This window comes from Cupriavidus sp. HY129, assembly GCF_059492215.1.
The window spans coordinates 1284476-1310356 of record NZ_CP083254.1 but is presented as its reverse complement, the minus strand read 5'-3'; the positions used below and the strand labels follow the sequence as shown (position 1 = coordinate 1310356).

26 protein-coding genes and 2 tRNA genes are annotated in these 25881 nt (G+C 63.3%); 8 read left to right on the top strand and 20 right to left on the bottom strand.

The window, feature by feature from the left end:
• Positions 1-17 precede the first annotated feature (17 nt).
• A complete protein-coding gene (locus tag K6G35_RS06050; protein ID WP_008650459.1) occupies positions 18-278 on the top strand; it encodes a hypothetical protein in 261 nt (86 codons plus the stop codon).
• 28 nt (positions 279-306) lie between these two features.
• On the opposite strand, the gene eno is transcribed toward K6G35_RS06050, so the two are convergent.
• Positions 307-1584 (bottom strand): phosphopyruvate hydratase, encoded by a 1278-nt coding sequence (eno, locus tag K6G35_RS06045; RefSeq protein WP_495676207.1) that lies wholly within the window; start codon positions 1582-1584, stop codon positions 307-309.
• Between the two features lie 119 nt (positions 1585-1703).
• Here eno and K6G35_RS06040 point away from each other — a divergent pair, with 119 nt between their 5' ends.
• Complete coding sequence (locus K6G35_RS06040) at positions 1704-2603, top strand: LysR substrate-binding domain-containing protein (protein ID WP_186425288.1); 900 nt, start codon at positions 1704-1706, stop codon at positions 2601-2603.
• Here the strand turns inward: K6G35_RS06040 and K6G35_RS06035 are convergent.
• Positions 2524-4038 carry a sensor histidine kinase gene (locus tag K6G35_RS06035; RefSeq protein ID WP_495676206.1) on the bottom strand — a complete coding sequence of 505 codons (1515 nt, stop codon included), beginning with the start codon at positions 4036-4038 and terminating at the stop codon, positions 2524-2526. The two genes, K6G35_RS06040 and K6G35_RS06035, sit on opposite strands and share 80 nt — an antisense overlap.
• A complete protein-coding gene (locus tag K6G35_RS06030; protein WP_008650465.1) occupies positions 4035-4778 on the bottom strand; it encodes a response regulator transcription factor in 744 nt (247 codons plus the stop codon). The genes K6G35_RS06035 and K6G35_RS06030 overlap by 4 nt, the downstream gene beginning before the upstream one ends.
• 151 nt (positions 4779-4929) lie before the next feature.
• Here K6G35_RS06030 and msrB point away from each other — a divergent pair, with 151 nt between their 5' ends.
• From msrB to msrA, 3 genes are read left to right on the top strand one after another with little or no spacing between them, the layout of a single operon-like run.
• A complete protein-coding gene (gene msrB, locus K6G35_RS06025; protein ID WP_008650467.1) occupies positions 4930-5445 on the top strand; it encodes a peptide-methionine (R)-S-oxide reductase MsrB in 516 nt (171 codons plus the stop codon).
• 36 nt (positions 5446-5481) lie between these two features.
• Positions 5482-7272: a cytochrome c biogenesis protein DipZ gene (locus tag K6G35_RS06020; protein ID WP_008650468.1), complete on the top strand. Its 1791-nt coding sequence runs from the start codon at positions 5482-5484 to the stop codon at positions 7270-7272.
• Between the two features lie 27 nt (positions 7273-7299).
• Positions 7300-8031, top strand: coding sequence for a peptide-methionine (S)-S-oxide reductase MsrA (gene msrA / locus K6G35_RS06015; protein ID WP_186425284.1), 732 nt, complete (start codon positions 7300-7302; stop codon positions 8029-8031).
• A 416-nt stretch (positions 8032-8447) separates the two neighbouring features.
• Here msrA and K6G35_RS06010 read toward each other — a convergent pair.
• The 13 genes from K6G35_RS06010 to phaZc form a co-directional block, all read right to left on the bottom strand.
• A tRNA-Pro gene (locus tag K6G35_RS06010) sits at positions 8448-8524 on the bottom strand.
• 56 nt (positions 8525-8580) lie between these two features.
• Positions 8581-9015, bottom strand: a complete 435-nt coding sequence (locus tag K6G35_RS06005; protein ID WP_495676205.1) for a MerR family transcriptional regulator — start codon at positions 9013-9015, stop codon at positions 8581-8583.
• A 179-nt stretch (positions 9016-9194) separates the two neighbouring features.
• Positions 9195-9605, bottom strand: a complete 411-nt coding sequence (locus K6G35_RS06000) for an integration host factor subunit alpha (RefSeq protein WP_008650476.1) — start codon at positions 9603-9605, stop codon at positions 9195-9197.
• 84 nt (positions 9606-9689) lie between these two features.
• Positions 9690-12137, bottom strand: coding sequence for a phenylalanine--tRNA ligase subunit beta (pheT, locus tag K6G35_RS05995; protein ID WP_495676204.1), 2448 nt, complete (start codon positions 12135-12137; stop codon positions 9690-9692).
• A gap of 77 nt (positions 12138-12214) precedes the next feature.
• A complete protein-coding gene (gene pheS / locus K6G35_RS05990; protein ID WP_008650479.1) occupies positions 12215-13246 on the bottom strand; it encodes a phenylalanine--tRNA ligase subunit alpha in 1032 nt (343 codons plus the stop codon).
• 208 nt (positions 13247-13454) lie between these two features.
• Positions 13455-13811, bottom strand: a complete 357-nt coding sequence (rplT, locus tag K6G35_RS05985; protein ID WP_008650487.1) for a 50S ribosomal protein L20 — start codon at positions 13809-13811, stop codon at positions 13455-13457.
• Between the two features lie 28 nt (positions 13812-13839).
• Positions 13840-14037, bottom strand: coding sequence for a 50S ribosomal protein L35 (gene rpmI / locus K6G35_RS05980; RefSeq protein WP_006575466.1), 198 nt, complete (start codon positions 14035-14037; stop codon positions 13840-13842).
• 167 nt (positions 14038-14204) lie between these two features.
• Complete coding sequence (gene infC, locus K6G35_RS05975) at positions 14205-14726, bottom strand: translation initiation factor IF-3 (RefSeq protein WP_080672715.1); 522 nt, start codon at positions 14724-14726, stop codon at positions 14205-14207.
• 47 nt (positions 14727-14773) lie between these two features.
• Positions 14774-16681, bottom strand: a complete 1908-nt coding sequence (gene thrS, locus K6G35_RS05970; protein WP_035881872.1) for a threonine--tRNA ligase — start codon at positions 16679-16681, stop codon at positions 14774-14776.
• 397 nt (positions 16682-17078) lie between these two features.
• Positions 17079-17155: transfer RNA gene (locus tag K6G35_RS05965), tRNA-Val, on the bottom strand.
• A 21-nt stretch (positions 17156-17176) separates the two neighbouring features.
• A complete protein-coding gene (locus K6G35_RS05960; protein WP_008650499.1) occupies positions 17177-19405 on the bottom strand; it encodes a RelA/SpoT family protein in 2229 nt (742 codons plus the stop codon).
• Positions 19406-19421: 16 nt separating this feature from the next.
• On the bottom strand, positions 19422-19784 hold the full coding sequence (locus K6G35_RS05955; protein ID WP_008650501.1) for a RidA family protein: 363 nt from the start codon (positions 19782-19784) through the stop codon (positions 19422-19424).
• Between the two features lie 25 nt (positions 19785-19809).
• On the bottom strand, positions 19810-20691 hold the full coding sequence (gene phaZc, locus K6G35_RS05950) for a 3-hydroxybutyrate-oligomer hydrolase PhaZc (RefSeq protein WP_035881871.1): 882 nt from the start codon (positions 20689-20691) through the stop codon (positions 19810-19812).
• Positions 20692-20878: 187 nt separating this feature from the next.
• Here phaZc and K6G35_RS05945 point away from each other — a divergent pair, with 187 nt between their 5' ends.
• Together K6G35_RS05945 and K6G35_RS05940 are read left to right on the top strand one after the other, a co-directional pair.
• Positions 20879-21655 carry a 3-hydroxybutyrate dehydrogenase gene (locus K6G35_RS05945; RefSeq protein ID WP_011515941.1) on the top strand — a complete coding sequence of 259 codons (777 nt, stop codon included), beginning with the start codon at positions 20879-20881 and terminating at the stop codon, positions 21653-21655.
• A 20-nt stretch (positions 21656-21675) separates the two neighbouring features.
• Complete coding sequence (locus tag K6G35_RS05940; RefSeq protein ID WP_008650506.1) at positions 21676-22149, top strand: DUF411 domain-containing protein; 474 nt, start codon at positions 21676-21678, stop codon at positions 22147-22149.
• A 134-nt stretch (positions 22150-22283) separates the two neighbouring features.
• Here K6G35_RS05940 and K6G35_RS05935 read toward each other — a convergent pair whose 3' ends face one another.
• Positions 22284-22922 (bottom strand): CoA transferase subunit B, encoded by a 639-nt coding sequence (locus K6G35_RS05935; protein ID WP_008650507.1) that lies wholly within the window; start codon positions 22920-22922, stop codon positions 22284-22286.
• Between the two features lie 11 nt (positions 22923-22933).
• On the bottom strand, positions 22934-23632 hold the full coding sequence (locus K6G35_RS05930; protein WP_008650509.1) for a CoA transferase subunit A: 699 nt from the start codon (positions 23630-23632) through the stop codon (positions 22934-22936).
• A 195-nt stretch (positions 23633-23827) separates the two neighbouring features.
• Between K6G35_RS05930 and K6G35_RS05925 the strand changes: the two genes are divergently transcribed.
• Complete coding sequence (locus K6G35_RS05925; RefSeq protein ID WP_008650510.1) at positions 23828-24373, top strand: PAS and helix-turn-helix domain-containing protein; 546 nt, start codon at positions 23828-23830, stop codon at positions 24371-24373.
• Positions 24374-24432: 59 nt separating this feature from the next.
• Here K6G35_RS05925 and K6G35_RS05920 read toward each other — a convergent pair whose 3' ends face one another.
• Complete coding sequence (locus K6G35_RS05920; protein ID WP_035881870.1) at positions 24433-24834, bottom strand: acyl-CoA thioesterase; 402 nt, start codon at positions 24832-24834, stop codon at positions 24433-24435.
• Positions 24831-25862, bottom strand: coding sequence for a DctP family TRAP transporter solute-binding subunit (locus tag K6G35_RS05915; RefSeq protein ID WP_008650515.1), 1032 nt, complete (start codon positions 25860-25862; stop codon positions 24831-24833). Before K6G35_RS05915 ends, K6G35_RS05920 begins: the two co-directional genes overlap by 4 nt.
• Positions 25863-25881 lie beyond the last annotated feature (19 nt).

The window sequence follows — 25881 nt, the reverse complement described above, 5'->3', positions numbered from 1 at the left end:
CTCTCCGCCGCCCTGCCATGCCCGCCTATCAGCCTGCCTCGATCCTGCTGGAAGCCCACTACTTCGGCGACGATGCCGAGATGCTGCGCCTGCCTTGCGCGAGCGTCACGGTGCAGAGCGGCGCAATTCTCGTCGATGGCGTTGAGATCCGGCATCTGCACGCGCTGCGCTGGACGCCGGACTACCTGTCGTTCAGCGATGGCGGCGACCACCATCGCTACCCGGTCAGCCGTCCCGCCGTGATCGGGCCACAGGCCGCACGCTTCGCGCTGCTCTAGTGCTCTAGTGCTCTAGTGCTCTAGTGCTCTAGCGGCGCCGCAGCAACGCGCCCGCGTACTCGGCACGCGACCCAAGCTCGCGCTCGATGCGCAGCAGGCGATTGTACTTGGCGGTGCGATCCGCGCGCGACATCGACCCCGTCTTGATCTGCCCGCATCGCAGCGCCACGGCAAGGTCGGCGATCGTCACATCCTCGGTTTCACCCGAGCGATGCGACATCACGGCCGAATACCCGTAACCATGGGCCACGCGAACCGTCTCGCGCATCTCGCTCAGCGTACCAATCTGGTTGGCCTTGACCAGAATGGCGTTGGCCATGCCCTGCTCCACCCCCTGCCTCAGCAAGGTCGGATGCGTGCAGAACACGTCGTCGCCAACAAGCTGGCACCGCTTGCCGAGCTGCCGCGTCAGCAATTTCCAGCCCATCGCATCGTCTTCCGCCATGCCATCCTCGATCGAAACAATCGGATAGCGGTCCGCGAGGCGTACCAGATAGGCCACCTGCTCCTCGCGCGAGCGCTCGACGCCCTCGCCCTGATAGACATAGCTGCCGTTGACATATAGCTCGCTGGCGGCGGGGTCGATGGCCAGCGCGATGTCGTCGCCGGGGCGATAGCCTGCCTTGGCGATGGCTGCGACCAGAATGTCCAACGCCTCCTCGGCAGCGTGAAATTCCGGCGCGAAGCCACCCTCATCGCCCACGTTGGTGGTGTAGCCGGCAGCCTTCAGCATGCCGCGTAGCGTATGGAAAACTTCCGAGCCGGCACGTACCGCCTCAGTAAAGGTTGGTGCCCCGGCAGGCACGATCATGAATTCCTGAAAATCGAGCGCATTGTCGGCATGGGCTCCGCCATTGATCACGTTGATCAGCGGCACGGGCAGCAACGAAGCACGCTCTCCGCCAAGATAGGCGAACAGCGGCAGACCGTTCGACACCGCAGCCGCGTGAGCCACGGCCAGGGACACGCCGAGCAACGCGTTGGCGCCGAGCCGACGCTTATCCGGGGTGCCGTCGAGGTCGATCATGATCGTGTCGATCTCGGGTTGGTCACCGGCATCGCGCCCGAGTAGTGCCTCACGCAACTCGGTGTTGACGGCCTGAACCGCCCGCGACACGCCACGCCCCAGATAGCGTCGCCGATCGGCATCGCGCAACTCCACAGCCTCGCGCGCGCCGGTCGATGCCCCCGACGGCACAATGGCTCGGCCGACCGCGCCGTCGTCGAGCACGACCTCCACCTCCACCGTCGGATTACCCCGACTATCGAGCACTTCCAGTCCCCGGATCTCAGCCACCTGGCTCATTCGCGCACTCCTTTTGTGAGAAAAATGAAGATGCGTCGATCCTAAAAGGCTTTCACCAAGCTGAATATCGCGTTATTTTCCTCAATTCGTCATTTTTTCTCACACAGCAGGAGCATACGGTGCGAACCCTGCCCCCAATGTCAACCTTGCGCGCGTTCGAGGCCACGGCCCGTACGGGCTCCGTGACCCGCGCCGCCGAAGAGCTATTTCGCACGCACGGCGCAGTCAGTCGGCAGTTGCGCCAATTGCAGGAGCACGCGGGCGTGGAGCTATTCGAGCGCGAGGGGACCGGTCTGCGCCTGAACGAGCACGGCCAGGCGCTCTATGAGGTGGTACGCACGGCGCTGGACCAGCTCGAACAAGGTTACGGTCGTCTGCTCGATCAGGCGCGCGGGCCTACGCTGCACGTGGCATGTAGCGCAACCTTCGCGATGCGCTGGCTGGTACCCGAACTGGTCGACTTCTATCGGCTGCGACCCGATATCCGTATTCGGCTCTCGATGACATCGGCGCGCGAGATCCGCACCGAAGGCGCAGATGTGGTGATTGCCTGGGACCTGTCGTCATACCCCGCCGCCGAACGACAACGCGCGATCCAGCTGGCGCCGGTCGCCTTCGGCCCGGTCTGCGCACCCGCCTATGCGCCGGAAGTGGCCACCGGCGCGCGCATCACGCACGATTTCACATCGAGCGCGTGGGACCAGTGGGAAGCGCTGACTGGTCACCACATCGCACCCGGCGCCGGGCTGACGTTTCCGCACACGCATCTGTGCATCCAGGCCGCCCTGTCGGGGCTGGGCGTGGCGCTGATCGAGCAACGGCTGATCCAGGCGGAACTGGCGGCAGGCACCCTCGTGGCGCCCTATGGATTCACCGCATTTGGCGGCGGCCTGATGGCGGTCCCGGCCACCCGCGACGTGCCGGCCGATGCCGATGTGTTTATCGCGTGGCTGCAGCGTCGGCTATTGCCGCCGGTCGACTCTCGCGCCCCGCGACGGGCAGGACAAACCGGAGCGTAGTGCCCACAGGCCCTTCCACCAGCCGCGCCTGACTGCCGTTCAACTGGAGCATTCGCTGCACGATCAGCAGGCCGAGCCCGCCGCCCCGGTGCGCGCCGCCCGACGGAAACGGCCGCTGGAACAACGACTCGCGCAAGGCCGGCGGAATCCCCGGCCCCGTATCGCTAACCGTCACCGCCACGCTGCCATTCTGGCTGGTCAGGTCGACTTCGACAGTGCCGCCCGCCGGTGTATGGCGAATCGCGTTGTCGAGCAGGTTCGTCAGCACGCGCTCGATCATGCCTAGATCGGCGGTGACGGCAGGCAGCACAGGCGGCACGCCGGCGCGCAATTGCAGATGTTTGGCCTCGGCCGGCAGGGCGAATTTTTCGAGCACGTCCTGTGTCAGGTCGACGATCGAGAATGTCTCGGGCATCGCCTGGACCATGCCGTGTTCGAGCCGCGCCAGTTCGAACAGCGACTGCGCCAGCCCGCCCACCTTGGCGCTCTGCGCCAGCGCGATGGCAAGGTAGCGCTGGCGTTCCTCGGCACTGAGCTTGTCCGCCTTCAGCGAGAGCGTTTCCAGATACCCGTGCAGCGACGTCAGCGGTGTGCGCAGGTCGTGCGAGATATTGGCCACCATCTCGCGCCGCTCCTGATCCTGCTGCTTGAGCGCGCGCCATTGCGTCTCGATCCGGTCGGCCATCTGACGGAACGCCGTGCGTAGCGCGGCGATCTCGTCGCGCTGCATCGGTTCTTGTATCCGGTCGGCAGCTCCGGCACCCGGGATGCCTGAACCCCGCGAATCGCCGGCATCGCCCGAATCAAATTGCCGGATCTCGATCGTCAGGCGTCGCAGCGGGCGCGTGATCAGGCCGAAAGCCACCAGACCCGCCACGAGCCCGAGCGCGGCCACCAACGCCATCGACCAGAGCGTGGCCCGCATGACCGCGTCGCGCGATGCCAGCGCGGCCAGCTTGTCATGCGCCTCGCCCTGCAGCACCACGTAGATGTAGCCGCCCTGCCGTAGCGGCGCCGCGCTGAACACTTTCCGGCCGCTGTCGCTGCGTGGGTCATCGCCAAAGATCGGCAGCGCCCCACCGTCGATCAGCTTCTTCACCGGCGCCAGGTTCACGTGATCGCGCACCAGGTGCCCGGCCGGCGCATCGTGCCCGCGAATGCGCCCCTGATCGTCGAGCAGATAGACCTCAACGCTCGGATTCACGACCATCAACTGCCCGAAGAGCTGGCGCAATGCCTGCGGCGCGATGGCGCTCTGATCCTCCAGCAGCGCATTGCGCGCGATGTATGCGGCGAGCCCGCGCGATATGTCCTGGACCACCTCTTTCTCATGCATCGCGTTGGCCCGCACCTGCAGCCAGGCGGAGGCCCCGCAGCAGGCCAGCAACAACGCGGCGAAGACGGCGGACAGCCGTTGTGTCAGGGACAGGTTCACGATGCTTCCCCTTTGTCCTGCGTGGCGTCGGCTTGCGGATCGGCCACGAACCGATAGCCGCGCCGCCACACCGTCAGGATGCGCTTCGGCTGCGCCGGATCGACCTCGATCTTGGTGCGCAGCCGGTTGATATGCGTGTTCACCGTGTGCTCGTAGCCCTCGTGCTGGTAGCCCCACACCGCGTTGAGCAAATCCATGCGTGAGAACACCTTGTCCGGATGGCGCGCGAAGTAGTACAGCAGGTCGAACTCGCGCGGGGTCAGGTCGAGACGCTTGCCGTCGACAGCGGCCTCTCGCGCGAGAGGATCAATGGCCAGTCCGGCCAGCTCCAGACTTCCGGCATCGGCCCGCACGTCGCGCGCCATTGCCTCCACCCGGCGCAGCAGCGCCTTGACGCGCGCCACCAGTTCCAGCACCGAGAACGGCTTGGCCAGATAGTCATCGGCACCGAGTTCGAGCCCCAGGATGCGATGCACCTCGCTGGAACGCGCGCTGGTGATGATGATCGGCGTGTAGCGCGTCATCGCCCGGGCCCGGCGGCAGATCTCGAGACCATCCACGCCGGGCAGCATCAGGTCCAGCACCAGCGCATCCCAACCGCCCTGCTCCAGCAGGCGCAGCCCCTCGGCGCCATCGGCGCTATGCACGACTTCGTAGCGCTCGTCGCGCAGGTGCATGGCCAGCACGTTGGCGATACCGACATCGTCTTCGACCAGCAGGATGCGTTTGGCGTGTTCCATGGTGCGGCGGCTTGGCCCTCGGTTCTGAACTGGCTCTATTGTGCAGAAATCCGCCATTCCAGTTATCACGAATTGTTTAAGGTTTGGCGAGGACTCCGCCATGGATGGTTGCCTACCATGCGTTCAACCCATCCCGAACACGGAGACCACCATGCGCATCACCAGACGCTTTCTGCTTTCGGGCGGCTCGCTGACCGCTACGCTTGCCGTCGTCGGCGGCTGGCGGCTGCTGGCCACCGGCAATGCCAACGCCGCCGGAGCCGGCGCCCAATCCTTCGAAGTCACATTGAGCGACGAGGCGTGGCGCCAGAAGCTGACGCCGGCCCAGTACACGGTACTGCGCCACGAAGGCACCGAGCGCCCGTTCAGCAGCCCGCTCAATGATGAGCATCGCAAGGGCGTTTTCTCGTGCGCGGGCTGCCAGCTCGACCTGTTCTCGTCGTCGACCAAGTTCGACAGCGGCACTGGCTGGCCGAGCTTCTGGGCGCCGCTGGCCAACGCGGTGGGCACCACCGAGGACCGCACGTTCGGCATGGCGCGCACGGCAGTGCATTGCCGCCGTTGCGGCGGCCACCTTGGCCACGTGTTCGACGACGGCCCCAAGCCTACGGGACTGCGCTACTGCATGAATGGCGTAGCCATGACGTTCCGCCCCGTATCCGCCTGACCAGGCCCATCGCAGACCCATCGCGGACCCATTGCCATGCTGCTACTGATCCTCTCCTACCTGGGCGGCGCGCTCACGATCCTGAGCCCCTGCATCCTGCCCGTACTACCGTTCGTGTTCGCGCGCGCCGATCAACCATTCGTGCGCAGCGGCTTGCCTCTGCTGGCCGGCATGGGCCTCACCTTCGCCGGCGTGGCCACGCTCGCCGCGGTCGGTGGCGGCTGGGTCGCTCAAGCCAACCAGTATGGCCGCTGGCTCGCCATCGCCCTACTGGCCGTGTTCGGACTGACGCTGCTGCTGCCCCGGCTTGCCGAACGCCTGATGCGGCCGCTGGTGAATGCGGGCAGCCGGCTGTCGAACTTCGCGCAGGCCGACGGCAAACCCGCCAGCCCCGCATCGTCGTTCCTGCTCGGCATTGCCACCGGCCTGCTGTGGGCGCCATGCGCGGGCCCGATCCTCGGTCTCGTGCTGACCGGCGCCGCCCTTCAGGGGGCAAGCCTGGGCACCACGCTGCTGCTGTTGGCCTACGCCGCAGGCGCGGCCACATCGCTGGCGGTGGCCCTGTTGATCGGCGGACGCGTATTCGCAGCGATGAAGCGTTCGCTCGACGCTGGCGAATGGGTTCGTCGCGGGATCGGCGTGGCGATGCTGGCCGGCGTCGCGGCAATCGCGCTTGGACTCGACACAGGCATCCTGACACGCGTCTCGACCGTGGCCACCGGCGGCCTGGAGCAGCGCCTGGTCGACGCACTGGGACACAAGGACCGTAGCGGCGGCGCGATGATGGCCGCCACCAGCGTGCCAGCAGAAGGCGGAGCCATGATGATGCGAGCCGTCGACCGTCCCGCCACACTGCCAGTGGAAGGCCAGTTCCCCGGCCTCAATGGCGCGGTGGAATGGCTCAACTCGCCGCCGCTGACTGCGGAAGCGCTACGCGGCAAGGTCGTGCTGGTCGATTTCTGGACGTACTCGTGCATCAACTGCCTGCGCACGCTGCCCTACGTAAAGGCCTGGGCGGAGAAATACCGGGATCAGGGCCTGGTCGTCATCGGCGTCCATGCCCCCGAGTTCGCGTTCGAACGCAATATCGACAACGTCCGCAAGGCCACGAAGGATCTCGGCGTGACCTACCCGGTGGCCATCGACAACAACTACGCGATCTGGCGCGCGTTCAACAACAACTACTGGCCGGCGCATTACTTCATCGACGCCCAGGGGCGCGTGCGCTTCCATCATTTCGGCGAAGGCGAATACGAGAAATCGGAAGCCGTGATCCGGCAACTGCTGGCTGAAGCGGGCCACGCGGACGTGACGAAGGTGGCAATGACCGCGGACAACGCCATGCACGGCGTGGAGATGCCCGCCGATGCCAGCGCGCTGCGTTCGCAGGAGACCTATGTGGGCTACGCCCGTGCCGAGAACTTCGCGTCTCCGGGTGGCGCCCGGCCGGATCAATCCAAGGAATACGCCGCGCCGGCCCGCCCCACGCTCAATGAGTGGGGCCTGGCGGGCAACTGGAAGGTTGGCGAGGAACAGGCAACGCTGGAACAGGCCAGCGGGAAGATCGTTTATCGCTTCCACGCCCGCGACCTGCACCTGGTGCTCGGCCCAGCCCCGGACGGCAAGCCAGTGCGCTTCCGCGTGACGATCGACGGCAAGGCGCCAGGCGCATCGCACGGCACCGATGTCGCCGCGGATGGCAGCGGGACCGTCACCGGACAGCGCCTGTATCAACTCGTACGCCAGCAAGGCGACGTCGCCGATCGCACGTTCGCCATCGAGTTCCTCGACCCCGGCGTGCAGGCCTATGCGTTCACGTTCGGCTGATCTACGCTACTTTCAAGGAGTCTGACCATGGATGCCATGACGACACTGCAACGCTGGACCCGCCCCACCACGCTGAAGCTCGCAAGCTTGGCCATGCTGATGGTGGCGGCCGCAATGTGGGAGCTACCCGCGATCTCGGCCGAGGCCGCCGTGAAGATCCCCGCGCCGGCCGTCGACGAAAGAGCCGGCACGAGCCATACCGAGACCGCCGTGTTCGCCGGTGGATGTTTCTGGGGCGTGCAAGGCGTGTTCCAACATGTCCGCGGCGTTACACGGGTAACGTCCGGTTACTCCGGCGGCTCGGCCAGCAACGCGCAATACGAGATGGTGGGCAGCGGCACGACCGGACACGCGGAGTCGGTCGAAATCCGCTACGACCCCAGCCAGATCAGCTACGGCAAGCTGCTGCAGATCTTCTTCTCGGTCGCGCACAATCCCACGCAACTGAACTATCAGGGGCCCGATCACGGCACGCAGTACCGCTCGGCGATCTTCCCGCGCTCGCCTGTGCAACGCTCGATTGCCGAGGCGTATATCGCCCAGCTCGACACGTCGAAAGCGTACCGCGCGCCGATCGTCACGCGCGTCGAGGATTACAAGGGGTTCTTTCCGGCCGAGAACTATCACCAGGATTTTCTCGTCAAGAATCCGAGCTATCCGTATATCGTCATCAATGACCTGCCGAAGATCGGCAATCTGAAAACGATGTTCCCGGACGTGTATCGGAATGATGCGGTGCTGGTATCGAAGGGAGGTTGAAGCGATCGGTGAGAGATGGCGCCAGGGTCAACCCAGCACCTTGACCGCCATCGTCAGAAACCAGCCCGCAGCCAGGCAGGCCCCCACCCATCCAAAACCAATCAGAAATATGTCTCGCCAGTTCATCCGTTCCTACTCCGGCAGCGCAAGCTGCCGTGTCGATGCAATGGGGAAAGGCTAGTCGATGACCGGGTCAGAACCTATGTCCGAAATGTAAGGAAGGATTGCAACGTGCTGTGCTTTATTTCGGACAGCGCTACAAAAGGAAAGAGGAGTTCCTACCCGCATTCTTGCCGCTCGAACTCACAACGCGAGTGCCGGCTACGGAGCCTCAGATTCCAAACCTGCCATTTGTGCGACCGGCGGGACCAAAAGACAAAAGGCCTGACAGGAAACCTGTCAGGCCTTTTATTTTCTGGTCGGGGCGAGAGGATTTGAACCTCCGACCACCTGCACCCCATGCAGGTACGCTACCAGGCTGCGCTACGCCCCGAAGAAGCGAGAGTATATCACCGTCAATTCGACGATGGCTAGTAGTTCAAAGCCAATTTATTGGTGCCGTGCGATCTCTTTCAATTGCGCCAGCAGGTGCTGCACTTCGACCAGGTCGTTGCGCAGCGAATTCAGGTCGACAGAAAGCACTGGTGCCTCCTCGACGGCAACCTGAAACTCACTGGGCTCGGCGCCCACCGCGACGCCAGCGCCGTGATGGCGCCCTTCGTCGAGCCGGTTGCGCGCGCCGTTGATCGTGAAACCTTGCTCGTACAGCAGATCGCGAATCCGGCGAATCAGCAGGACTTCGTGATGCTGGTAGTAACGGCGATTGCCGCGTCGCTTCACGGGCTTGAGCTGGGTGAATTCTTGTTCCCAGTAGCGCAGCACATGCGGCTTGACGGCGCAGAGCTCGCTGACCTCACCGATGGTGAAGTAGCGTTTTGCGGGAATCGGCGGCAGCGCGACGCGCTCGCTGGATTTTTCCGTCATGCGTTGGGTAGTCTGATGTCAGGCCGTGAACCAGAGCCGGTTGGCTCGGTTGGACGCGAACTGCGCGCGGCATTGCAGGATACAGACTGCAATCGCCGCGGGCAATCACCCGGTTGCGCGTCGTTACAGATGTGTGGCTGCCGCGACGATACTGCCCGTGCGGCATGTGCCCTCGCGCGTCAGGCCTCCAGACCTGCGCGCTCCTCCACCTGTGCCTTGAGCTTTTGGCTGGCGTGGAACGTCACCACACGGCGCGCCGTGATCGGGATGATCTCTCCCGTCTTGGGGTTGCGGCCGGGACGTTGCGCCTTGTCGCGCAACTGGAAGTTGCCGAAGCCTGACAGCTTGACGCTGTCACCGCGCTCCAACGCTTCTCGAATCACGTCGAAGAACGCTTCGACCATGTCTTTCGATTCGCGCTTGTTCAGGCCAACCTGATCGAACAGCATCTCTGCAAGTTCGGCTTTGGTCAGGGTTGGCACCTCGGCGGCACGGGCTTCCGGCGATGCATCGTCGAGGGAGGCAGCGTGCCGGTCGCTTGCATCGCCCAGGTCTGCAGCATTCATGGAAATCGTGTCTCGATCGTTCATCCTAGATCGCTCTGTAAAATCTGCCGCGATCCGCCCGGGGGCTGTGCCCGGGCGCTCCAATTGAAGGTGGACTGCCTGATTCGCTTAAGCGCGCAGGCGGGCTTCGAAGCCTGCCGTCAGCGCGTCGATCATGCAGCGCACCGCACTGTCGACTGTCTCGTCCTGGAGGGTCGACCCAGTATCTTGCAACGTTACGCGGAACGCAAGGCTTTTCTCGTCAGCGCCAATGGCCGTCGACGCGGCCTTCGGCCGGAACTCGTCGAACAGTACAAGGCTCTGGACGAAATGGCCGAAGCCACCCTTGTCCAGCGCCGCGCGCATGGCGTCCAGCATGTCTTGCGCACGCAGCGACTGCTTCACGACCACAGCCAGATCGCGCACTGCGGCCGGGAACTTCGAGATCTCCGTGTACACCGGCAGACCTACATTGCGCAGCGCGTCGAGTTCGAGTTCGAACAGCACCGGCGCCTGCGTCAGCTCGTACTTCTGCAGCCAGCGAGGATGGAGTTCACCTACCACGCCGACAGCCTTGCCGTCGACGATCACGCGCGCGGCGCGACCCGGGTGCAGCGCGGGATGCGCCACTGGTTCGAAGCGCGGCACGCGCGGGTGGAACAGCGCTTCCACATCGCCCTTGATGTCGAAGAAATCGACCGGACGCGTGGCCACGCCCCACTGCTCCTCGAATGCCGGGCCGTAGGCGATACCGGCGGCCATCATCGGCTGATGGTAGCCGGCAACGGTCAGGCCGCCGTCGGCTACCTTCGGATCGCGGTGGAACACGCGGCCCACCTCGAACAGCCGCACGCGCGAGGCCTTGCGGTTAAGGTTGTAGCGAACCTTGTCGAGCAAACCACCGATCATCGTGGAGCGCATCACGGCCAGTTGGCTCGCAATCGGATTCAGCAGCCGGATCGGGTTGTTGTTGTCCGCGAAGTCCTGCTCCCACTGCTCTTCCACGAAGGCGAAATTGATCACCTCGTTGAAGTCGCGCGCGGCCAGCGCGTGGCGCACCACGTGTTGCGAGCGGCGGCCTTCGTTGGTCGGACGCATTTCGCTTTCGGCCACAGGCGGGCGGGCCGGGATACGCTCGAAACCATAGATACGCGCGACTTCCTCGATCAGGTCTTCCTCGATCTCGATGTCGAAGCGATAGCTCGGCGGCGTGACTTCGAACACTTCGCCTTCGTCGCCTTGCGAGCGCGTGAACGACAGGTTCAGGCGCTGGAAGACGTCAGCAATCTCCGCCGACGACAGTTCGATACCCAGCACGCGTTCGGCACGCGCCACGCGCAGCTTCACGGGCTGGCGCTGCGGCACATTGACGGTCTGGTCGTCCACCGGGCCGGCCTGACCACCGCAGATGTCGAGAATCAGCGCGGTGATGCGTTCGATATGCTCGACCGTGGTGGCGTAGTCCACGCCACGCTCGAAACGATGCGCGGCATCGGTCGAGAAGTTGTAGCGGCGCGCGCGGCCCTGGATGGCATTGGGCCACCAGAACGCGGCTTCCAGGTAGATATTGGTCGTGTCGAGCGAAACGGCAGTGCTGTCGCCGCCCATGATGCCGGCCAGGCTCTCGATCTCCTTGTCGTCGGCAATCACGCCCACCTGCTCGTCCACCTCGACGGTATTGCCGTTGAGCAGCTTGAGCTGTTCGCCCTTGCGGCCCCAGCGCACATCCAGGCCGCCGTGGATCTTGTCCAGATCGAACACATGCGACGGACGGCCTAGCTCGAGCATCACGTAGTTCGAGATGTCGACCAGCGCCGAGATACTGCGCTGCCCCGAGCGCTCCAGACGCTGCACCATCCATGCTGGCGTGGCCGCGCGTGCGTTTACGCCACGGATGACCCGGCCCGAGAAACGGCCGCACAGGTCCGGCGAGGAGATCTTGACCGGCAGCTTGTCCTGGATCGTCACGGCTACTGGCGACATGTCCGGCAGCGTCAGCGCGGCGCCGGTCAGCGCCGACACTTCGCGCGCAACACCATGGATCGACAGGCAGTCGGCCTTGTTCGGCGTCAGCTTGATCGTGAAGACCTGATCATCGAGATCAAGGTACTGGCGAATGTCCTGACCCACCGGCGCGTCGTCCGGCAGGACCAGCAGACCACCGTGATCTTCGGACAGCTTCAGTTCGCGTGCGGAGCACAACATGCCGAAGCTATCCACGCCGCGCAGCTTGCCGACCTTGATCTCGAACGGCTTGCCGCCCTCTTCACCCGGCGGCAGCACGGCGCCGACCAGCGCGCACGGCACGACGATGCCGGGCTTGACGTTAGGCGCGCCGCAAACGATCTGCAGCGTTTCGCCGGTGCCGGCATCCACCTGGCACACGTTCAGGCGGTCGGCGTTGGGATGGCGTTCAGTGGCCAGCACGCGGGCCACCACGATCTTCGTGAACGGCGGCGCAACGGGGCCCACTTCTTCCACTTCGAGCCCGGCCATGGTCAGGCTGTGCGACAGCGCGTCGGTGGAGATCTTTTCAGGGTTGGCGAACGTGCGAAGCCAGGATTCCGAGAATTGCATGGCGCTTCTGATCCGGTAGGTATTCTGAGTTGTCTGGGACGTTGGAGCTGCGTTATTGCTTCGGGCGGTACGCCATATCAGGCGAACTGGCGCAGGAAGCGCACATCGCCTTCGAAGAACAGTCGCAGGTCATTGATGCCATAGCGCAGCATCGTCAGGCGCTCGAGGCCGGAGCCGAACGCAAAGCCGATGTAGCGCTCGGGATCGAGGCCCATATTGCGCAGCACGTTGGGGTGCACCTGGCCCGAGCCGGAGATTTCCAGCCACTTGCCGTTGCCGAACGCCATGTCGATTTCAGCCGACGGCTCGGTGAACGGGAAGTACGACGGACGGAAGCGCACCTGGATATCGTCGCGCTCGAAGAACTTACGCAGGAAATCGGTGTAGACGCCCTTCAGGTCGGCGAAGCTCACGTTGTCGCCAATCCACAGGCCTTCCACCTGATTGAACATCGGCGAGTGCGTGGCATCACTATCCACGCGGTACGTGCGACCCGGGCAGATCACCTTGATCGGCGGCATGGCGCGACCGGCGTACTTCTCGACGTGCATGCGCGCGTAACGCACCTGCATCGGGCTGGTGTGGGTACGCAGCAGCAGGAGCTTGTCGTCGCTGTCGCGGCCGTCCACATAGAACGTGTCCTGCATCGAGCGCGCCGGATGGTTGTCCGGGTTGTTCAGCGCGGTGAAGTTCATCCAGTCGGTTTCGATTTCAGGGCCGTCGGCCACGTCGAAACCGATCGAGCCGAAGATCTGCTCGACACGCTCCCAGGTACGCATCACCGGATGCACGCTGCCACGCGCAACAGAGCGGCCGGGCAGCGTCACATCGATAGCTTCCGCGGCCAGACGCGCGTTCATCAGCGCATCGGCCAGTGCCTGACGGCGGGCCTGCAGCGCGGCTTCCACCTGCTGCTTGACCTGGTTGATACGCGCACCTTCGGTCTTGCGTGTTTCCGGGTCCAGCTTGCCGAGGCCCTTGAGCAGCTCGGTCAGCGCACCGGTCTTACCCAGGAAGCGGGCCTTTTCGTTTTCCAGCGTGGCGTTGTCGTTGGCGGCGGCGAAAGCAGCCTGGGCGTCGGCGACGACTTGATCCAGATCCAGGGACATGGCAGCAATACGTAGACAAATACGTGGAAAGGTTGACACTGCACGCGGCAATGCGCGTGCGGCGCATCTATTTCGAATGCCGTCTCGGATCGCTCCGATCGACACGACATTCGAAATAAAAACGGGGCTCGGTGAGGAGCCCCGTTTCAGCAGACCTTGCGGTCGGTGCTTGCCCGAAAGCGCGGTCTAGGCGCTTCCGCAGCCGGCATCAGGCAACGGTGGCTTTCACCTGGTTGACGATGGCGGCAAAGGCAGGCTTGTCGTGGATAGCCATGTCCGACAGCACCTTGCGGTCCAGTTCAATCGAAGCCTTCTTCAGGCCGTTCATGAACACGCTGTAGGTCATGCCATGCTCACGCGTAGCAGCGTTGATACGTGCAATCCAGAGAGCGCGGAACACGCGCTTCTTGTTGCGACGATCGCGGTAGGCGTACTGGCCAGCACGCATGACCGCCTGCTTGGCGATACGATAGACATTATTACGACGGCCGCGGTAACCCTTGGCAGCGTCGATGACTTTCTTGTGACGGGCCCGTGCAGTAACCCCACGCTTGACTCGAGGCATATAAAACTCCTTTCGTTATCGTTTGAGGTTATGCGTAAGGCATCATTGCGCGAACGGACTTCAGGTTCGTCTCATGGACGTCCTGGGTGCCGCGCAGTTGACGCTTGTTCTTGGTGGTCTTCTTGGTCAGGATGTGACGCTTGAAGGCCTGGCCGCGCTTGAACGAACCGTTCGGACGCGCAGTAAAGCGCTTGGAGGCGCTTTTCTTGGTCTTCATCTTAGGCATGAAAAACTCCAGCTCTATGACATGCATACAGGTGGACGGCTGACGCCATCACTTGCAAAACCCGTATCCACTTGTTTTTGTACGCAGCGCACGAAGCGCCGCGCACAGTTTCCGCACAGGACGACGCTGGGATGCACATGGCACCCCAGCCGCCGCCCGCGCAAGAATTACTTCTTCTTCTTGGGGGCCAGCACCATCACCATCTGGCGACCTTCCATCTTCGGCATCTGCTCGACCTGACCCAGTTCCTCCAGGTCAGCCTTCAGACGCTCGAGCACGCGCGCGCCGATTTCCTGGTGGGCCATTTCACGGCCACGGAAGCGCAACGTGATCTTGGTCTTGTCGCCCTCTTCCAGGAAGCGTCGCAAATTGCGCAGCTTGACGTTGTAATCGCCATCATCCGTGCCAGGACGGAATTTCACTTCCTTGACCTGGATGATTTTCTGCTTGAGCTTGGCCTCGTGGGCGCGCTTGGCTTCCTCGTACTTGAACTTGCCGTAGTCCATGATGCGGGCCACGGGCGGAGTCGCGTTGGGCGCGATCTCCACGAGATCCAAGTCCTTGTCCTCGGCCAGGCGCAGTGCGTCCATGAATTTGACGATGCCGAGCTGCTCGTTATCAACCCCTACCAGGCGCAACTCAGGCGCGCTGATTTCCCGGTTGATACGGTGACCTTTGTCTGTAGCGATGTTCCGTTACCTCAAGAAGACAAAAAAACAAGCCGTGCTCGACACCCTCAGGCTTTGCTGGAAACGTCCTGTTGCAGACGCTCCACAAACGCGGAAACAGGCATAACACCCAGATCCACGTTGCCACGGGCACGCACGGCCACTTGATTGGCATCCCGCTCCTTGTCGCCAATTACCAGCAGGTAAGGGATCTTCTGGAGGGAATGCTCGCGAATTTTATACGTAATTTTCTCGTTACGCAAATCCGCCTTGGCCCTAAACCCTTGTTTTTGCAAGAGTTGCACAACGCTTTCAGCATATTCCGACTGGGATTCGGCGATATTCATCACCACTACCTGCTCCGGAGCCAGCCAGGCGGGCAGCGCACCCGCGTGGTTTTCCAGCAAGATACCCAGGAAGCGCTCGAACGAACCAAGGATCGCGCGGTGCAGCATGACCGGGCGCTTCCGGGAATTGTCCTCGGAAACGTACTCGGCGCCCAGACGCTCCGGCAGCACCAGATCGAGCTGCAGCGTGCCGCACTGCCACGAACGGCCGATTGCATCCTTGATGTGGTACTCGACCTTTGGGCCGTAGAAAGCACCCTCGCCGGGCAGTTCTTCCCACTCCACGCCGCAGGCGCGCAGCGCCAGGCGCAGGCCATCCTCGGCGTGATCCCAGACCGCATCCGAGCCCGCGCGCTTTTCCGGGCGCAGCGACAGCTTCACCGCGACATCCTTGAAGCCAAAGTCGTCATAGATCGAGAACGCGAGTTCGTTGAAGGCCTTGGCCTCCTCGACGATCTGCTCTTCCGTGCAGAAGATATGTGCATCATCCTGCACAAAGCCTCGCACGCGCATCAGCCCGTGCAGCGCCCCCGAAGGCTCGTTGCGATGGCACGCACCGAACTCGGCAAGTCGCAGCGGCAGGTCGCGGTACGAGCGCAGGCCATGGTTGAAGATCTGCACATGGCCCGGGCAGTTCATCGGCTTGATCGCGTAATCGCGCTTCTCCGACTCCGTGACGAACATGTTCTCTTTATAGTTGTCCCAGTGGCCGGAACGCTCCCAGAGCGAACGATCCATCACCTGCGGCGTGCGCACTTCCTCGTAGCCGGCCTGACCCAGACGGCCGCGCATGTACTGCTCGACGGCCTGCCACACCTGCCAGCCCTTCGGGTGCCAGAACACCATGCCAGGCGCCTCTTCCTGCAGATGGAACAGGTCAAGCGTCTTGCCCAGGCGACGGTGATCGCGCTTCTCAGCCTCCTCCAGCATGTGCAGGTAGGCGTCCTGGTCTTCCTTCTTCGCCCAGGCCGTACCGTAGATACGCTGGAGCATCTCGTTGTTGGAGTCGCCGCGCCAGTAGGCACCGGCCACCTTCATCAACTTGAAGACCTTGAGCTTGCCCGTGGACGGTACGTGCGGGCCACGGCACAGGTCGACGAAGCTGCCTTCGCGATAGAGGCCAATCTCCTGATCCGCGGGAATCGACGCAATGATCTCGGCCTTGTACTTCTCGCCCATCGACTCGAACAGGGCCACCGCCTCATCGCGATTCCACACCTCGCGCGACACCTTCTCGTCCTTGCGGGCAAGTTCCGTCATCTTCTTTTCGATGGCGGCGAGGTCTTCCGGCGTGAAGGGACGCTTGTACGAGAAGTCGTAGTAGAAGCCGTTGTCAATGACCGGACCGATCGTGACCTGCGCGTCGGGATACAGCTCCTTGACGGCGTAGGCCAGCAAGTGGGCCGTCGAGTGACGAATCACGTCGACGCCATCTGCATCCTTGTCCGTGACGATGGACAGCGATGCATCCTGGTCGATCCGGAAGCTCGTATCGACCATGCGACCATCGACCTTGCCGGCGAGCGCTGCTTTGGCCAGTCCGGAGCCAATGCTCTGCGCCACTTCGGCCACCGTGACGGGGCCGGGATACTCACGACGGGAACCGTCTGGCAGCGTGATTACGATCATCTTGCACCTCTCGAGGATTCCGCTGCACCGGCCTTCAGGCGATGTGGCGAGCGGAGCATAGCTTCTTTTGTGGCGCCGGCCCATCCAATCGCCTCAACGGCTATCGGACACGACCAGCAACGAATCTTTCTGGCTGCCTCACGGCGAGCGACGAGGCAGCTTACAGGATGCTGGAAAACGACAGACGAAAAAAAACGCGGCCAAGGCCGCGTTTTTCTGTGTTTCCCCGTATCACACACTACGGGTCGAAGGCGCACCTCGACTACTGTCGCTAACCAGCGGTAGTAGTTCGAGTTGTCTTGCTCATGATGCGTTTCCGTTCCTTGGAAGGTTGTTCGGATCTGCCAGCGCCAGCCTTCGATTGCCGACGGGTGCTACGTTTTTACTGCATGTTCGTTGGTAGGCTCGATTGGACTCGAACCAACGACCCCCACCATGTCAAGGTGGTGCTCTAACCAGCTGAGCTACGAGCCTAGCGAAGCTGCAAGTATAACCTTATTTTCGTTTCGCGTGCAACACCCCCTGCACTTCTTCGATCAGGGAAATCGCACGCTGGAGTTGCGTGGCCTCGGCAACCTCCGCCGTGAACTGCATTCGAGCAACACCCTTGCTCGACAGCGTCTTCACACCCGTGACGTTGATCTTCTCGCGCGAAAGCACTTCGGAAATATCGCGCAGCAAGCCCTGCCGGTCGATCGCCTCCACCTGGATGTCCACGGGATACACGGCATCGCTGCGCTTGCCCCATTCCGTCTGAATCACTCGCTCAGGGTCGCGCGTCGCCAGTTGCTGGAACGTGTGGCAGTTGCGTCGATGGATTGACACACCCCGACCACGAGTCACGAAGCCAACGATATCGTCCGGCGGCGCCGGCTTGCAGCAGCGAGACATTTGCGTCATCAGCGAATCGACGCCCACCACGAGCACGCCACTCTTGGCGCCGCGCGCCACGCTGGTGGCGCGACTCTTCTTGGTAACGGCCTCTTCCTCGCTGAACTGCGGCTGCACCTCCCCGTCCGGATGCCGTAGCGCCTGCTCCACGTGGCGCAGGCTGAACTCTTCCTTCGCCACCGCCGCGAACAGATCATCCGGTGTCTTGAAGTTGAGTCGGGTGGCGAGATCGTCGAGATTGACCGCCGTCTTGCCCTCGCGCTGCAACGTCTTTTCGATCAGGGCACGCCCTTGGGCAATCGTCTCCTGAGAGTCGAGCGCATTGAACCATGCCCGCACCTTGGCACGTGCGCGGCTGCTGGCCAGGTAGCCCAGCTCGGGGTTCAGCCAGTCGCGCGAAGGCCCACCCTGCTTGACCGCCACGATCTCCACGGTCTGCCCGTTCTTGAGCGGCGTGTTGAGCGGCACCATCGCGCCATCGACACGCGCACCGCGGCAACGATGGCCGAGGTCACTATGCAGGTAGTAGGCAAAATCCACCGGCGTGGCGCCCTGAGGCAACGCCACCACGCGCGCCTGCGGCGTCAGCACATAGATGTGGTCGTCGATTGCCGCGTGCTTGAGCTGCTCCCACGGCGAATCCTCGTGCGTGACCGTGTGATCGGCGTCATCCTTCCACGCCAGCAGTTGCCGCAGCCACGCGATTTTCTCGTCGTAGCTGTTGTCCGCGGTGAACTGACCGCTATAACCCCTGCCACCCGCTTCCTTGTAGCGCCAGTGCGCCGCCACGCCGTACTCGGCGAAGTGGTGCATCTCGTGCGTACGGATCTGCACCTCGAACGCTCGGCCATCGTCGCCGATCACCACCGTGTGCAGGGATTTGTAGCCATTCGCCTTCGGCCGCGAAATGTAGTCGTCGAACTCGCGCGGAATCGGTTGCCAGATGTGGTGCACGATACCGAGCACCGTATAGCAGTCCTTGATGTCGTCGACAATCACGCGGAAGGCGCGCACGTCGTAGAGATCGGCAAAATCGAGCGCCTTGCCCCGCATCTTCTTCCAGATGCTGTAGATGTGCTTGGGTCGCCCGGTCACTTCGGCGCGAATGCCCGCCGCCGCCAGTTCGGACTGCAGCCGCGCGATCGCCTGCGAGATATAGCCCTCCCGCTCGATGCGCTTTTCGTCGAGCAGCTTGGCGATGCGCTTGTAGGTCTCGGGCTGCTCGAAGCGGAAGGCCAGATCCTCGAGCTCCCACTTCATTTGCCAGATACCCAGCCGGTTCGCCAGCGGCGCATAGATATCGAGCGTTTCGCGCGCCACGCCCGGCAGCGGCTGGCTCTTGGTCTGCGCCAGCCAGCGCAACGTCTGCAGACGCGAAGCCAGCCGCACCAGCACCACGCGGATGTCCTGCGCGAAGGCCAGCAGCATCTTGCGCAGCGCCTCAACTTGCTCCTGCCGCGCCGCCGCCTGCGACTTCGACGTTTCGGCGGTCTCGGCCTGCGTGGCGATCGCGCCAATCCGCAACAGTTGCCGCACGCCCTTCACCAGCCGCGCCACGTCCTCGCCGAAGCGTTCCTCGATGTGCGCCTCGACGCCGGGCACGAACGCCACCATCGGGAACAGGCACGCCGCCGCACGCGCGGCATCGTCTACGCGCAGGCCATCCAGGATACGCAGCATCCCCTCGGCATGAGACAGCACGGTCTCGCCGGTGGGCAGTGTCGTGGGTTTCTCGCCGTCGGCCTTCTCGCGCACATACGCGAGCGCGCGCTCGACGAGCCCGGCGTCGGGCACGCCCGCGGTCTGACCCGTCAGCTCCGTCGATGTCACCATGTCTTACCGCCCCGCATCAGTTGAGCGCGGCCGTCACCACCACTTCGATCAGGTAGTCGGGATTGGCCAGCGCCGCCTGGACGGTGGCCCGCGGCGGCGTATTGCCTTGCGCCACCCACTCGTCCCACACCTCGTTCATCTCGCCAATGCGCGTGATGTCCGTCAGGAAGATCTGGCACATCAGGATGCGCGTCTTGTCGCTGCCGGCTTCGGCCAGCAGGCGGTCGATATGGCCCAGCACCTCGCGCGTCTGGCCGCGCAGGTCGGCCTTGGGGTCGACCTCGGGCACCTGGCCGGCCAGATAGACCACGCCGTTGTAGACCGCGTATTCGGACAGGCGCTTGCCCACGTGGGCGCGCTTCAGGGTGTTGGTGCTCATGACAGTTTTCGTTCAGTATCGGGGCTCAAGACCCCAGGAAAAATTGACGGGCGATGGCGATCTGCGCCGGATCGACAAACGTCGGAGCATGACCCACATCGGGAATCTCCACGCTCGACACCTGCTTGCCGCGTGCCACCATCTCGGCCAGGATCTCGCGCATCAGCAGATCGGACTGCGCGCCGCGCACCACCAGCGTCGGCCCTTGAATGGCCTCGAACATCGCCCACAGCGCGGCCTCACCAGCCTGCATCGCCTCCGGCGTCGCGTCCTTGAACGGCACGGCCAGCGCCGGGTCGTAATGCAATCCCCATTCGAGCCCCTCGGCGCCCTGCATCGGTTTCAGGATCGCGCCATTCAGCTCGCGCCACTGCTCGGGAGTATGACGGCCAAATGAGGCGCTAATCGTCTGCAGATAGGCCAGCCCTTCCTCGAACGTCTTGAAGCGCACCGGCAAACCCAGATACGCACCAATCCGTTCCATCGATTGCGCGGTGATGCGCGGACCCACATCGTTGAGCAGCAGCTTGCGCACCGGCGACTTGGCCAGCCCGGCCAGCCCGATGCCGATCAGCCCGCCCATCGACGTGCCGAACCAGTCCACCTGTTCGACGTTCAGTCGCGCGATCAGCGTAACCATATCGGACACGTATTGCGGCAACACGTAGCCCCGCGGGTCGGCCAGCCAGTCGGAGCGGCCACGGCCCACCACGTCCGGGCACACCACACGGTACTCGTCGCTCAGCGAACGTGCCAGCGCGTCGAAATCACGTCCGGTACGGGTCAGGCCGTGCACGCACACCAGCACTCGCTGATTCGCGGGATCTCCCCACTCGTGATAGGCCATGCGATGCAGGCCGGATGCGCTGATGCACTGTACGAAGCCGAGGCGCGGACTGGAAGACATCTGGACTCCCTGCAATCTCGCGCCAAAGGCATGATGACGCGAAAGGTTAAGCGATATGACTACTTCGGAAAGTACGACGGTCGAACCGGGCGGTTGAACCAAATTGCGGGCTTTTGGCCAAAGCAGGATTGTACGCTCAGCGAGTACAATGCCACAGCACATCCTGACTCGCCCAACGGAGGCATCCATGCTCAAAGGCAAGACGGCACTGGTCACTGGATCGACCAGCGGTATCGGACTCGGCATCGCCCAGGCGCTGGCCGCGCAAGGTGCCAATATCATCGTCAACGGATTCGGTGACGTGGACGGCGCAAAGGCGGAGATCGCCAAATCCGGCAGCGGCATTCAGGTGGGCTACCATGGCGCCGACATGAGCAAGGCCGCCGAGATCGAGGACATGATGCGCTATGCCGAGAAGGACTTCGGCGGTGTGGACATCCTGGTCAACAACGCAGGCATCCAGTTCGTGGCAAAGATCGAGGAATTTCCGGTCGATCGCTGGGACGCGATCATCGCCATCAATCTCACCTCCGCATTCCACACTACCCGCCTGGCGCTGCCCTCGATGAAGGCGAAGAACTGGGGTCGGGTCATCAATATCGCCTCGACCCACGGTCTCGTGGCATCGGCGGAAAAGTCGGCCTACGTGGCCGCGAAACACGGCATCGTCGGCTTCACCAAGGTCACCGCGCTCGAAACGGCGCAGACCGGCGTCACGGCCAACGCCATCTGCCCGGGCTGGGTGCTGACGCCACTGGTACAGAAACAGGTGGAAGCCCGCGCCCAGAAGGAAGGGATTCCGGTCGAGCAAGCCAAGCGTGAACTGGTGATCGAGAAGCAGCCTTCCGGCCAGTTCGTCACGCCCGAGGAACTCGGCGCGCTGGCGGTGTTCCTGTCGAGCGAAGCCGCGCGTCAGGTGCGCGGCGCGATCTGGAACATGGACGGTGGCTGGGTGGCCCAATAAGAGAACGAGGAGTGCAGTAAATGGCAGACCGACGTAACTTCCTGCGCATCCTTGGCGCCAGTTCGCTGACGCTGGCGCCGGTGTTGGCCATGGCGCAGTCGCCGAAGCTGTTGGCCATTGACGTCTACAAGAGCCCGACTTGCGGCTGCTGCGAGGACTGGGTCAAGCATCTGCGCGCCAACGGCTTTACGGTGACCACGCACGATGTCGAGGACACTGGCGTCTATCGCACCAAGTACGGGATTCCGGACCGCTTCGGCTCGTGCCACACCGGCGTCATCGCCGGCTACGGTATCGAGGGCCATGTGCCGGCAGCCGACATCAAGAAGCTGCTGGCCAGCAAGCCGCAGGCCGCAGGATTGGCCGTGCCGGGAATGCCGGCAGGATCTCCGGGCATGGAATATGGTTCACGCAAGGACCCGTTCGACGTGCTGCTGGTGAAAGCCAATGGCGCGGCGTCGGTCTTCTCGAGCTACAACAAGGCGAAGTCCTGAGGCTCGGCGAGCCAGGATCGGCGAACGGAAACCCTCACCAGGCAAAAAAAGCCCCCGCCGGCATAAACCGGCGGGGGCTTTTTCCTACTGGCTACTGTGCTTTGGCCACGGTACCAGGCGGCCAAATCAGCGGCTCAGATCAGCTTCGCGCCCGTCTTCGCCTGCACTTCCTCCCGGCTCACGCCCGGAGCTGTTTCCACCAGCTTCAGGCCTTCCGGCGTCACGTCCATCACGGCCAGGTCGGTGATGATGCGATTCACCACACCCACGCCGGTCAGCGGCAGATTGCACGCCTCAAGGATCTTGATGTCCTCGGTGCCATCCTTCTTCTTGGCGGTATGTTCCATCAGCACCACCACGCGACCCACGCCGGCCACGAGGTCCATCGCGCCGCCCATGCCCTTGACCATCTTGCCCGGGATCATCCAGTTGGCCAGGTCGCCGCGCTGGCTGACCTGCATGGCGCCCAGGATGGCCAGGTTGATCTTGCCGCCGCGAATCATCGCAAACGAATCGGCCGACGAGAAGATCGACGAACCGGGCAGCGTCGTCACCGTCTGCTTGCCGGCGTTGATCATGTCGGCGTCCACTTCTTCCTCGGTCGGGAACGGACCGATGCCCAGCAGGCCGTTTTCCGACTGCAGCCACACTTCCATGCCTTCCGGCACGTGGTTGGCCACCAGCGTCGGCAGGCCGATACCGAGATTCACATAGAAACCGTCCTGCAGTTCCCGGGCCGCGCGCGCGGCCATTTCATCACGTGTCCATGCCATGATCTGTCTCCTTACTTGGCACGCACGGTGCGCTGTTCGATGCGTTTTTCGGGGTTCGTGTTCAGCACGATGCGGTGCACGAAGATGCCCGGCAGGTGGACGTCGTCCGGATCGATCTCACCGGTTTCAACGATCTCTTCCACCTCGACCACCGTGATCTTTCCGGCCATTGCGCAAACCGGGTTGAAGTTGCGGGCGGTGCGGCGGAAGACCAGATTACCTGCCTTGTCAGCCTTCTTGGCCTTGACCAGCGCCACGTCCGCCGTCAGCGAACGCTCCATCACGTATTGCTGGCCGTCGAACTCGCGGATTTCCTTGCCATCTGCGACGATCGTGCCCACGCCGGTCTTGGTGAAGAATGCCGGGATGCCCGATCCGCCGGCGCGCAGCTTCTCGGCCAGCGTGCCCTGCGGCGTGAATTCGAGTTCGAGTTCGCCAGCCAGGTACTGGCGCTCGAACTCCTTGTTCTCGCCCACGTAGGACGAGATCATCTTGCGGATCTGCCGCGTGGCAAGCAGCAGGCCGAGGCCAAAACCATCGACGCCGGCATTGTTGGAGATGCAGGTAAGCTGCTTGGCGCCGCTATCGCGCAGTGCCGCGATCAGCGCTTCGGGGATGCCGCACAGACCAAAACCGCCCACGGCGATCGTCTGGCCGTCGCGCACGACGCCCGCGAGCGCCTCAGCAGCGCTGGCGTAGACCTTGTTCATTGTTTGCTCCTTCCTCGGTAGTCCCGCGCGGATGGTTCGAAGCCTTCCGACGACGTTCTTGGTCCGCCACATGGCCAACCGGCCACATGCGGAATCTGTAACGGTACAATCAGCGGTCAGGCCCCGCCGTTGCCGCCCCAAAGCATACGTCAACGCATACCGCCAACGCCATTACGTAAAAGTACATAAGGGATAATGCCGTCCATCGACTACCAGACCGCTTTTCAGCTTGCGCCCGTCGGGCTGGTGCTGTCGCGCGCCCGCATGATCGAGGATTGCAATGACGAGGTTTGCCGGATCTTCGGCACCACGCGCGACGCCCTGGTCGGCGAGTCCTTCCAGGTGCTCTACCCCACTGCCGACGAGTTCGAGCGCACCGGCGCGCGGATCGTGCCGATCATGAATGCAAAGGGGATGTACTCGGACGAGCGGATCATGAAGCGCGCCAACGGGGAGCTGTTCTGGTGCCATGTCACCGGCCGCGCGCTGGACCGGCAGGATCCACTCGGCAGCGGCATCTGGACGTTCGAGGATCTATCCCAGAAGCGGCCCGTAACAGCCGAGCTGACCGCGCGGGAGCGCGATATTGCCGCGCAGCTGGTCGAGGGCAAGACCAGCAAGCAGATCGGCAAGCTGCTGGCGATCAGCCCGCGCACGGTGGACATCTACCGGGCACGTCTGATGAAGAAATATGGAGCGCATACGGCGGTGGATCTGGTCCAACGCCTTGTCAATCACTGAGGATGCGCCCTCTCTCCCGCAAGACGGGAGAGAGGACCTGCCGATTGCGGACTTGAAGCCTACGCCTCGATCAGGCGACGGATTTCGTCCGGAACCGGGACCGACTTCTCCGCCGTGTAGTCGCACCACACCACCTTCGCGCCACCTTCCGCCCAGATCACGTCAGGCAGATCGGTCCGGATAATCTCCGTCCACGTTTCGAAACTCGTGCGACCGAGCTTGCCTGCGTACACGCGGCATTCGATGTCGCCGGGGTGACGAAGCTGCTTCAGGAACGTCATGCTGGCGTTGATGATGACCGGCCCATGGCCGCTGGCGTCCTTGCCGCTACGGCCCAGCGAGGCGAACCACTCGAGCCGCGCCTGTTCCATGTAGCGGAAGTAGACGGTGTTGTTGACATGACCCATGGCGTCCATGTCACCCCACCGCATCGGCATCACGAAGGTGAAGACGTGTTTCATCGGCGATTGGCGATGGACGCTTCGGCCTTGGTCACCAGATCGGCGCCAATCTGCTTCTTCCACTTGTCGTAGACCTTGGCGGTGGCCTTGCGGAAGGCATCATGCTCGGCCGGCGTCAGGCTGGTCACCTTCACGCCGTGCTGCTCCATGTCTTTCCATGCCGGTGCGCCCGCCTCGTTCAGCCCCTTGCGGGCCAGCGCAATTTCCTGCTTGCCGGCGTCGATGGCGGCCTGCTTGACGATCTCGCGGTCAGCCGGCGTCCAGCTTTCCCAGATCTGCTTGTTGACCACGAAGATCAGCGGGTCGGCCACGTAGCCCCAGGTCGTCACGAACTTCTGGCCCACCGTGTAGAGCTTGGCAGCCGCGAACACGCTCTGCGGGTTCTCCTGGCCATCCACGGCGCCGGAGGCCATGGCCGGCTGCGCATCGGCCCAGCTCATCTGCGTGGGGTTGGCGCCCAGCGCGTTGAACGTCTCGATGTACAACGGCGAGCCCACCACACGCAGCTTCAGACCCTTGAGGTCCTCCGGCTTGCGGATCTCGTGCTTCGAGTTCGAGACTTCACGGAAACCGTTCTCGCCCCAGGCCAGCGGCACCACGCCCGCCTTCTCCAGCGTGGCGAAGATCGACTTGCCCACATCGCCCTGGGTCAACGAGTCCAGCGCCTTGTAGTCGGGCATCAGGAACGGCAGCGAGAACAGGTTCAGTTCCTTGACCTGCGGGGACCAGTTGATGGTGGAGCCCACGGCCATGTCGATCACACCCTGGCGAATCGCCGAGAACTCGCGCGTCTGGTCACCAGCCACCAGCGAGGTGCCCGGATACAGCTTGATGTTGATGCGGCCATTGGTGCGCTGACGCACCATGTCTGCCCAGATCTCGCCGCCCTTGCCCCACGGGAATGCGGGGCCGAGCACCAGCGACATCTTGTATTCGGACTTGTAGGTCTGCGCCATCGCACCGGCCGGCGCAAGCGCGGCGGCGGCGATCGAAGCGGCAACGGACAGCATCAGGGCACGGCGTTTCATCCGGGAATCTCCTCTTTTC

Excerpts from the sequence above, each read along its gene's own strand:
- K6G35_RS06050 (WP_008650459.1), top strand. The coding sequence starts at position 18 with ATGCCCGCCTATCAGCCTGCCTCGATCCTGCTGGAAGCCCACTACTTC.
- eno (WP_495676207.1), bottom strand. The coding sequence starts at position 1,584 with ATGAGCCAGGTGGCTGAGATCCGGGGACTGGAAGTGCTCGATAGTCGG.
- K6G35_RS06030 (WP_008650465.1), bottom strand. The coding sequence starts at position 4,778 with ATGGAACACGCCAAACGCATCCTGCTGGTCGAAGACGATGTCGGTATC.
- msrB (WP_008650467.1), top strand. The coding sequence starts at position 4,930 with ATGCGCATCACCAGACGCTTTCTGCTTTCGGGCGGCTCGCTGACCGCT.
- K6G35_RS06020 (WP_008650468.1), top strand. The coding sequence starts at position 5,482 with ATGCTGCTACTGATCCTCTCCTACCTGGGCGGCGCGCTCACGATCCTG.
- msrA (WP_186425284.1), top strand. The coding sequence starts at position 7,300 with ATGGATGCCATGACGACACTGCAACGCTGGACCCGCCCCACCACGCTG.
- K6G35_RS06005 (WP_495676205.1), bottom strand. The coding sequence starts at position 9,015 with ATGACGGAAAAATCCAGCGAGCGCGTCGCGCTGCCGCCGATTCCCGCA.
- K6G35_RS06000 (WP_008650476.1), bottom strand. The coding sequence starts at position 9,605 with ATGAACGATCGAGACACGATTTCCATGAATGCTGCAGACCTGGGCGAT.
- pheT (WP_495676204.1), bottom strand. The coding sequence starts at position 12,137 with ATGCAATTCTCGGAATCCTGGCTTCGCACGTTCGCCAACCCTGAAAAG.
- pheS (WP_008650479.1), bottom strand. The coding sequence starts at position 13,246 with ATGTCCCTGGATCTGGATCAAGTCGTCGCCGACGCCCAGGCTGCTTTC.
- rplT (WP_008650487.1), bottom strand. The coding sequence starts at position 13,811 with ATGCCTCGAGTCAAGCGTGGGGTTACTGCACGGGCCCGTCACAAGAAA.
- rpmI (WP_006575466.1), bottom strand. The coding sequence starts at position 14,037 with ATGCCTAAGATGAAGACCAAGAAAAGCGCCTCCAAGCGCTTTACTGCG.
- thrS (WP_035881872.1), bottom strand. The coding sequence starts at position 16,681 with ATGATCGTAATCACGCTGCCAGACGGTTCCCGTCGTGAGTATCCCGGC.
- K6G35_RS05960 (WP_008650499.1), bottom strand. The coding sequence starts at position 19,405 with ATGGTGACATCGACGGAGCTGACGGGTCAGACCGCGGGCGTGCCCGAC.
- K6G35_RS05955 (WP_008650501.1), bottom strand. The coding sequence starts at position 19,784 with ATGAGCACCAACACCCTGAAGCGCGCCCACGTGGGCAAGCGCCTGTCC.
- phaZc (WP_035881871.1), bottom strand. The coding sequence starts at position 20,691 with ATGTCTTCCAGTCCGCGCCTCGGCTTCGTACAGTGCATCAGCGCATCC.
- K6G35_RS05945 (WP_011515941.1), top strand. The coding sequence starts at position 20,879 with ATGCTCAAAGGCAAGACGGCACTGGTCACTGGATCGACCAGCGGTATC.
- K6G35_RS05940 (WP_008650506.1), top strand. The coding sequence starts at position 21,676 with ATGGCAGACCGACGTAACTTCCTGCGCATCCTTGGCGCCAGTTCGCTG.
- K6G35_RS05935 (WP_008650507.1), bottom strand. The coding sequence starts at position 22,922 with ATGGCATGGACACGTGATGAAATGGCCGCGCGCGCGGCCCGGGAACTG.
- K6G35_RS05930 (WP_008650509.1), bottom strand. The coding sequence starts at position 23,632 with ATGAACAAGGTCTACGCCAGCGCTGCTGAGGCGCTCGCGGGCGTCGTG.
- K6G35_RS05925 (WP_008650510.1), top strand. The coding sequence starts at position 23,828 with ATGCCGTCCATCGACTACCAGACCGCTTTTCAGCTTGCGCCCGTCGGG.
- K6G35_RS05920 (WP_035881870.1), bottom strand. The coding sequence starts at position 24,834 with ATGAAACACGTCTTCACCTTCGTGATGCCGATGCGGTGGGGTGACATG.
- K6G35_RS05915 (WP_008650515.1), bottom strand. The coding sequence starts at position 25,862 with ATGAAACGCCGTGCCCTGATGCTGTCCGTTGCCGCTTCGATCGCCGCC.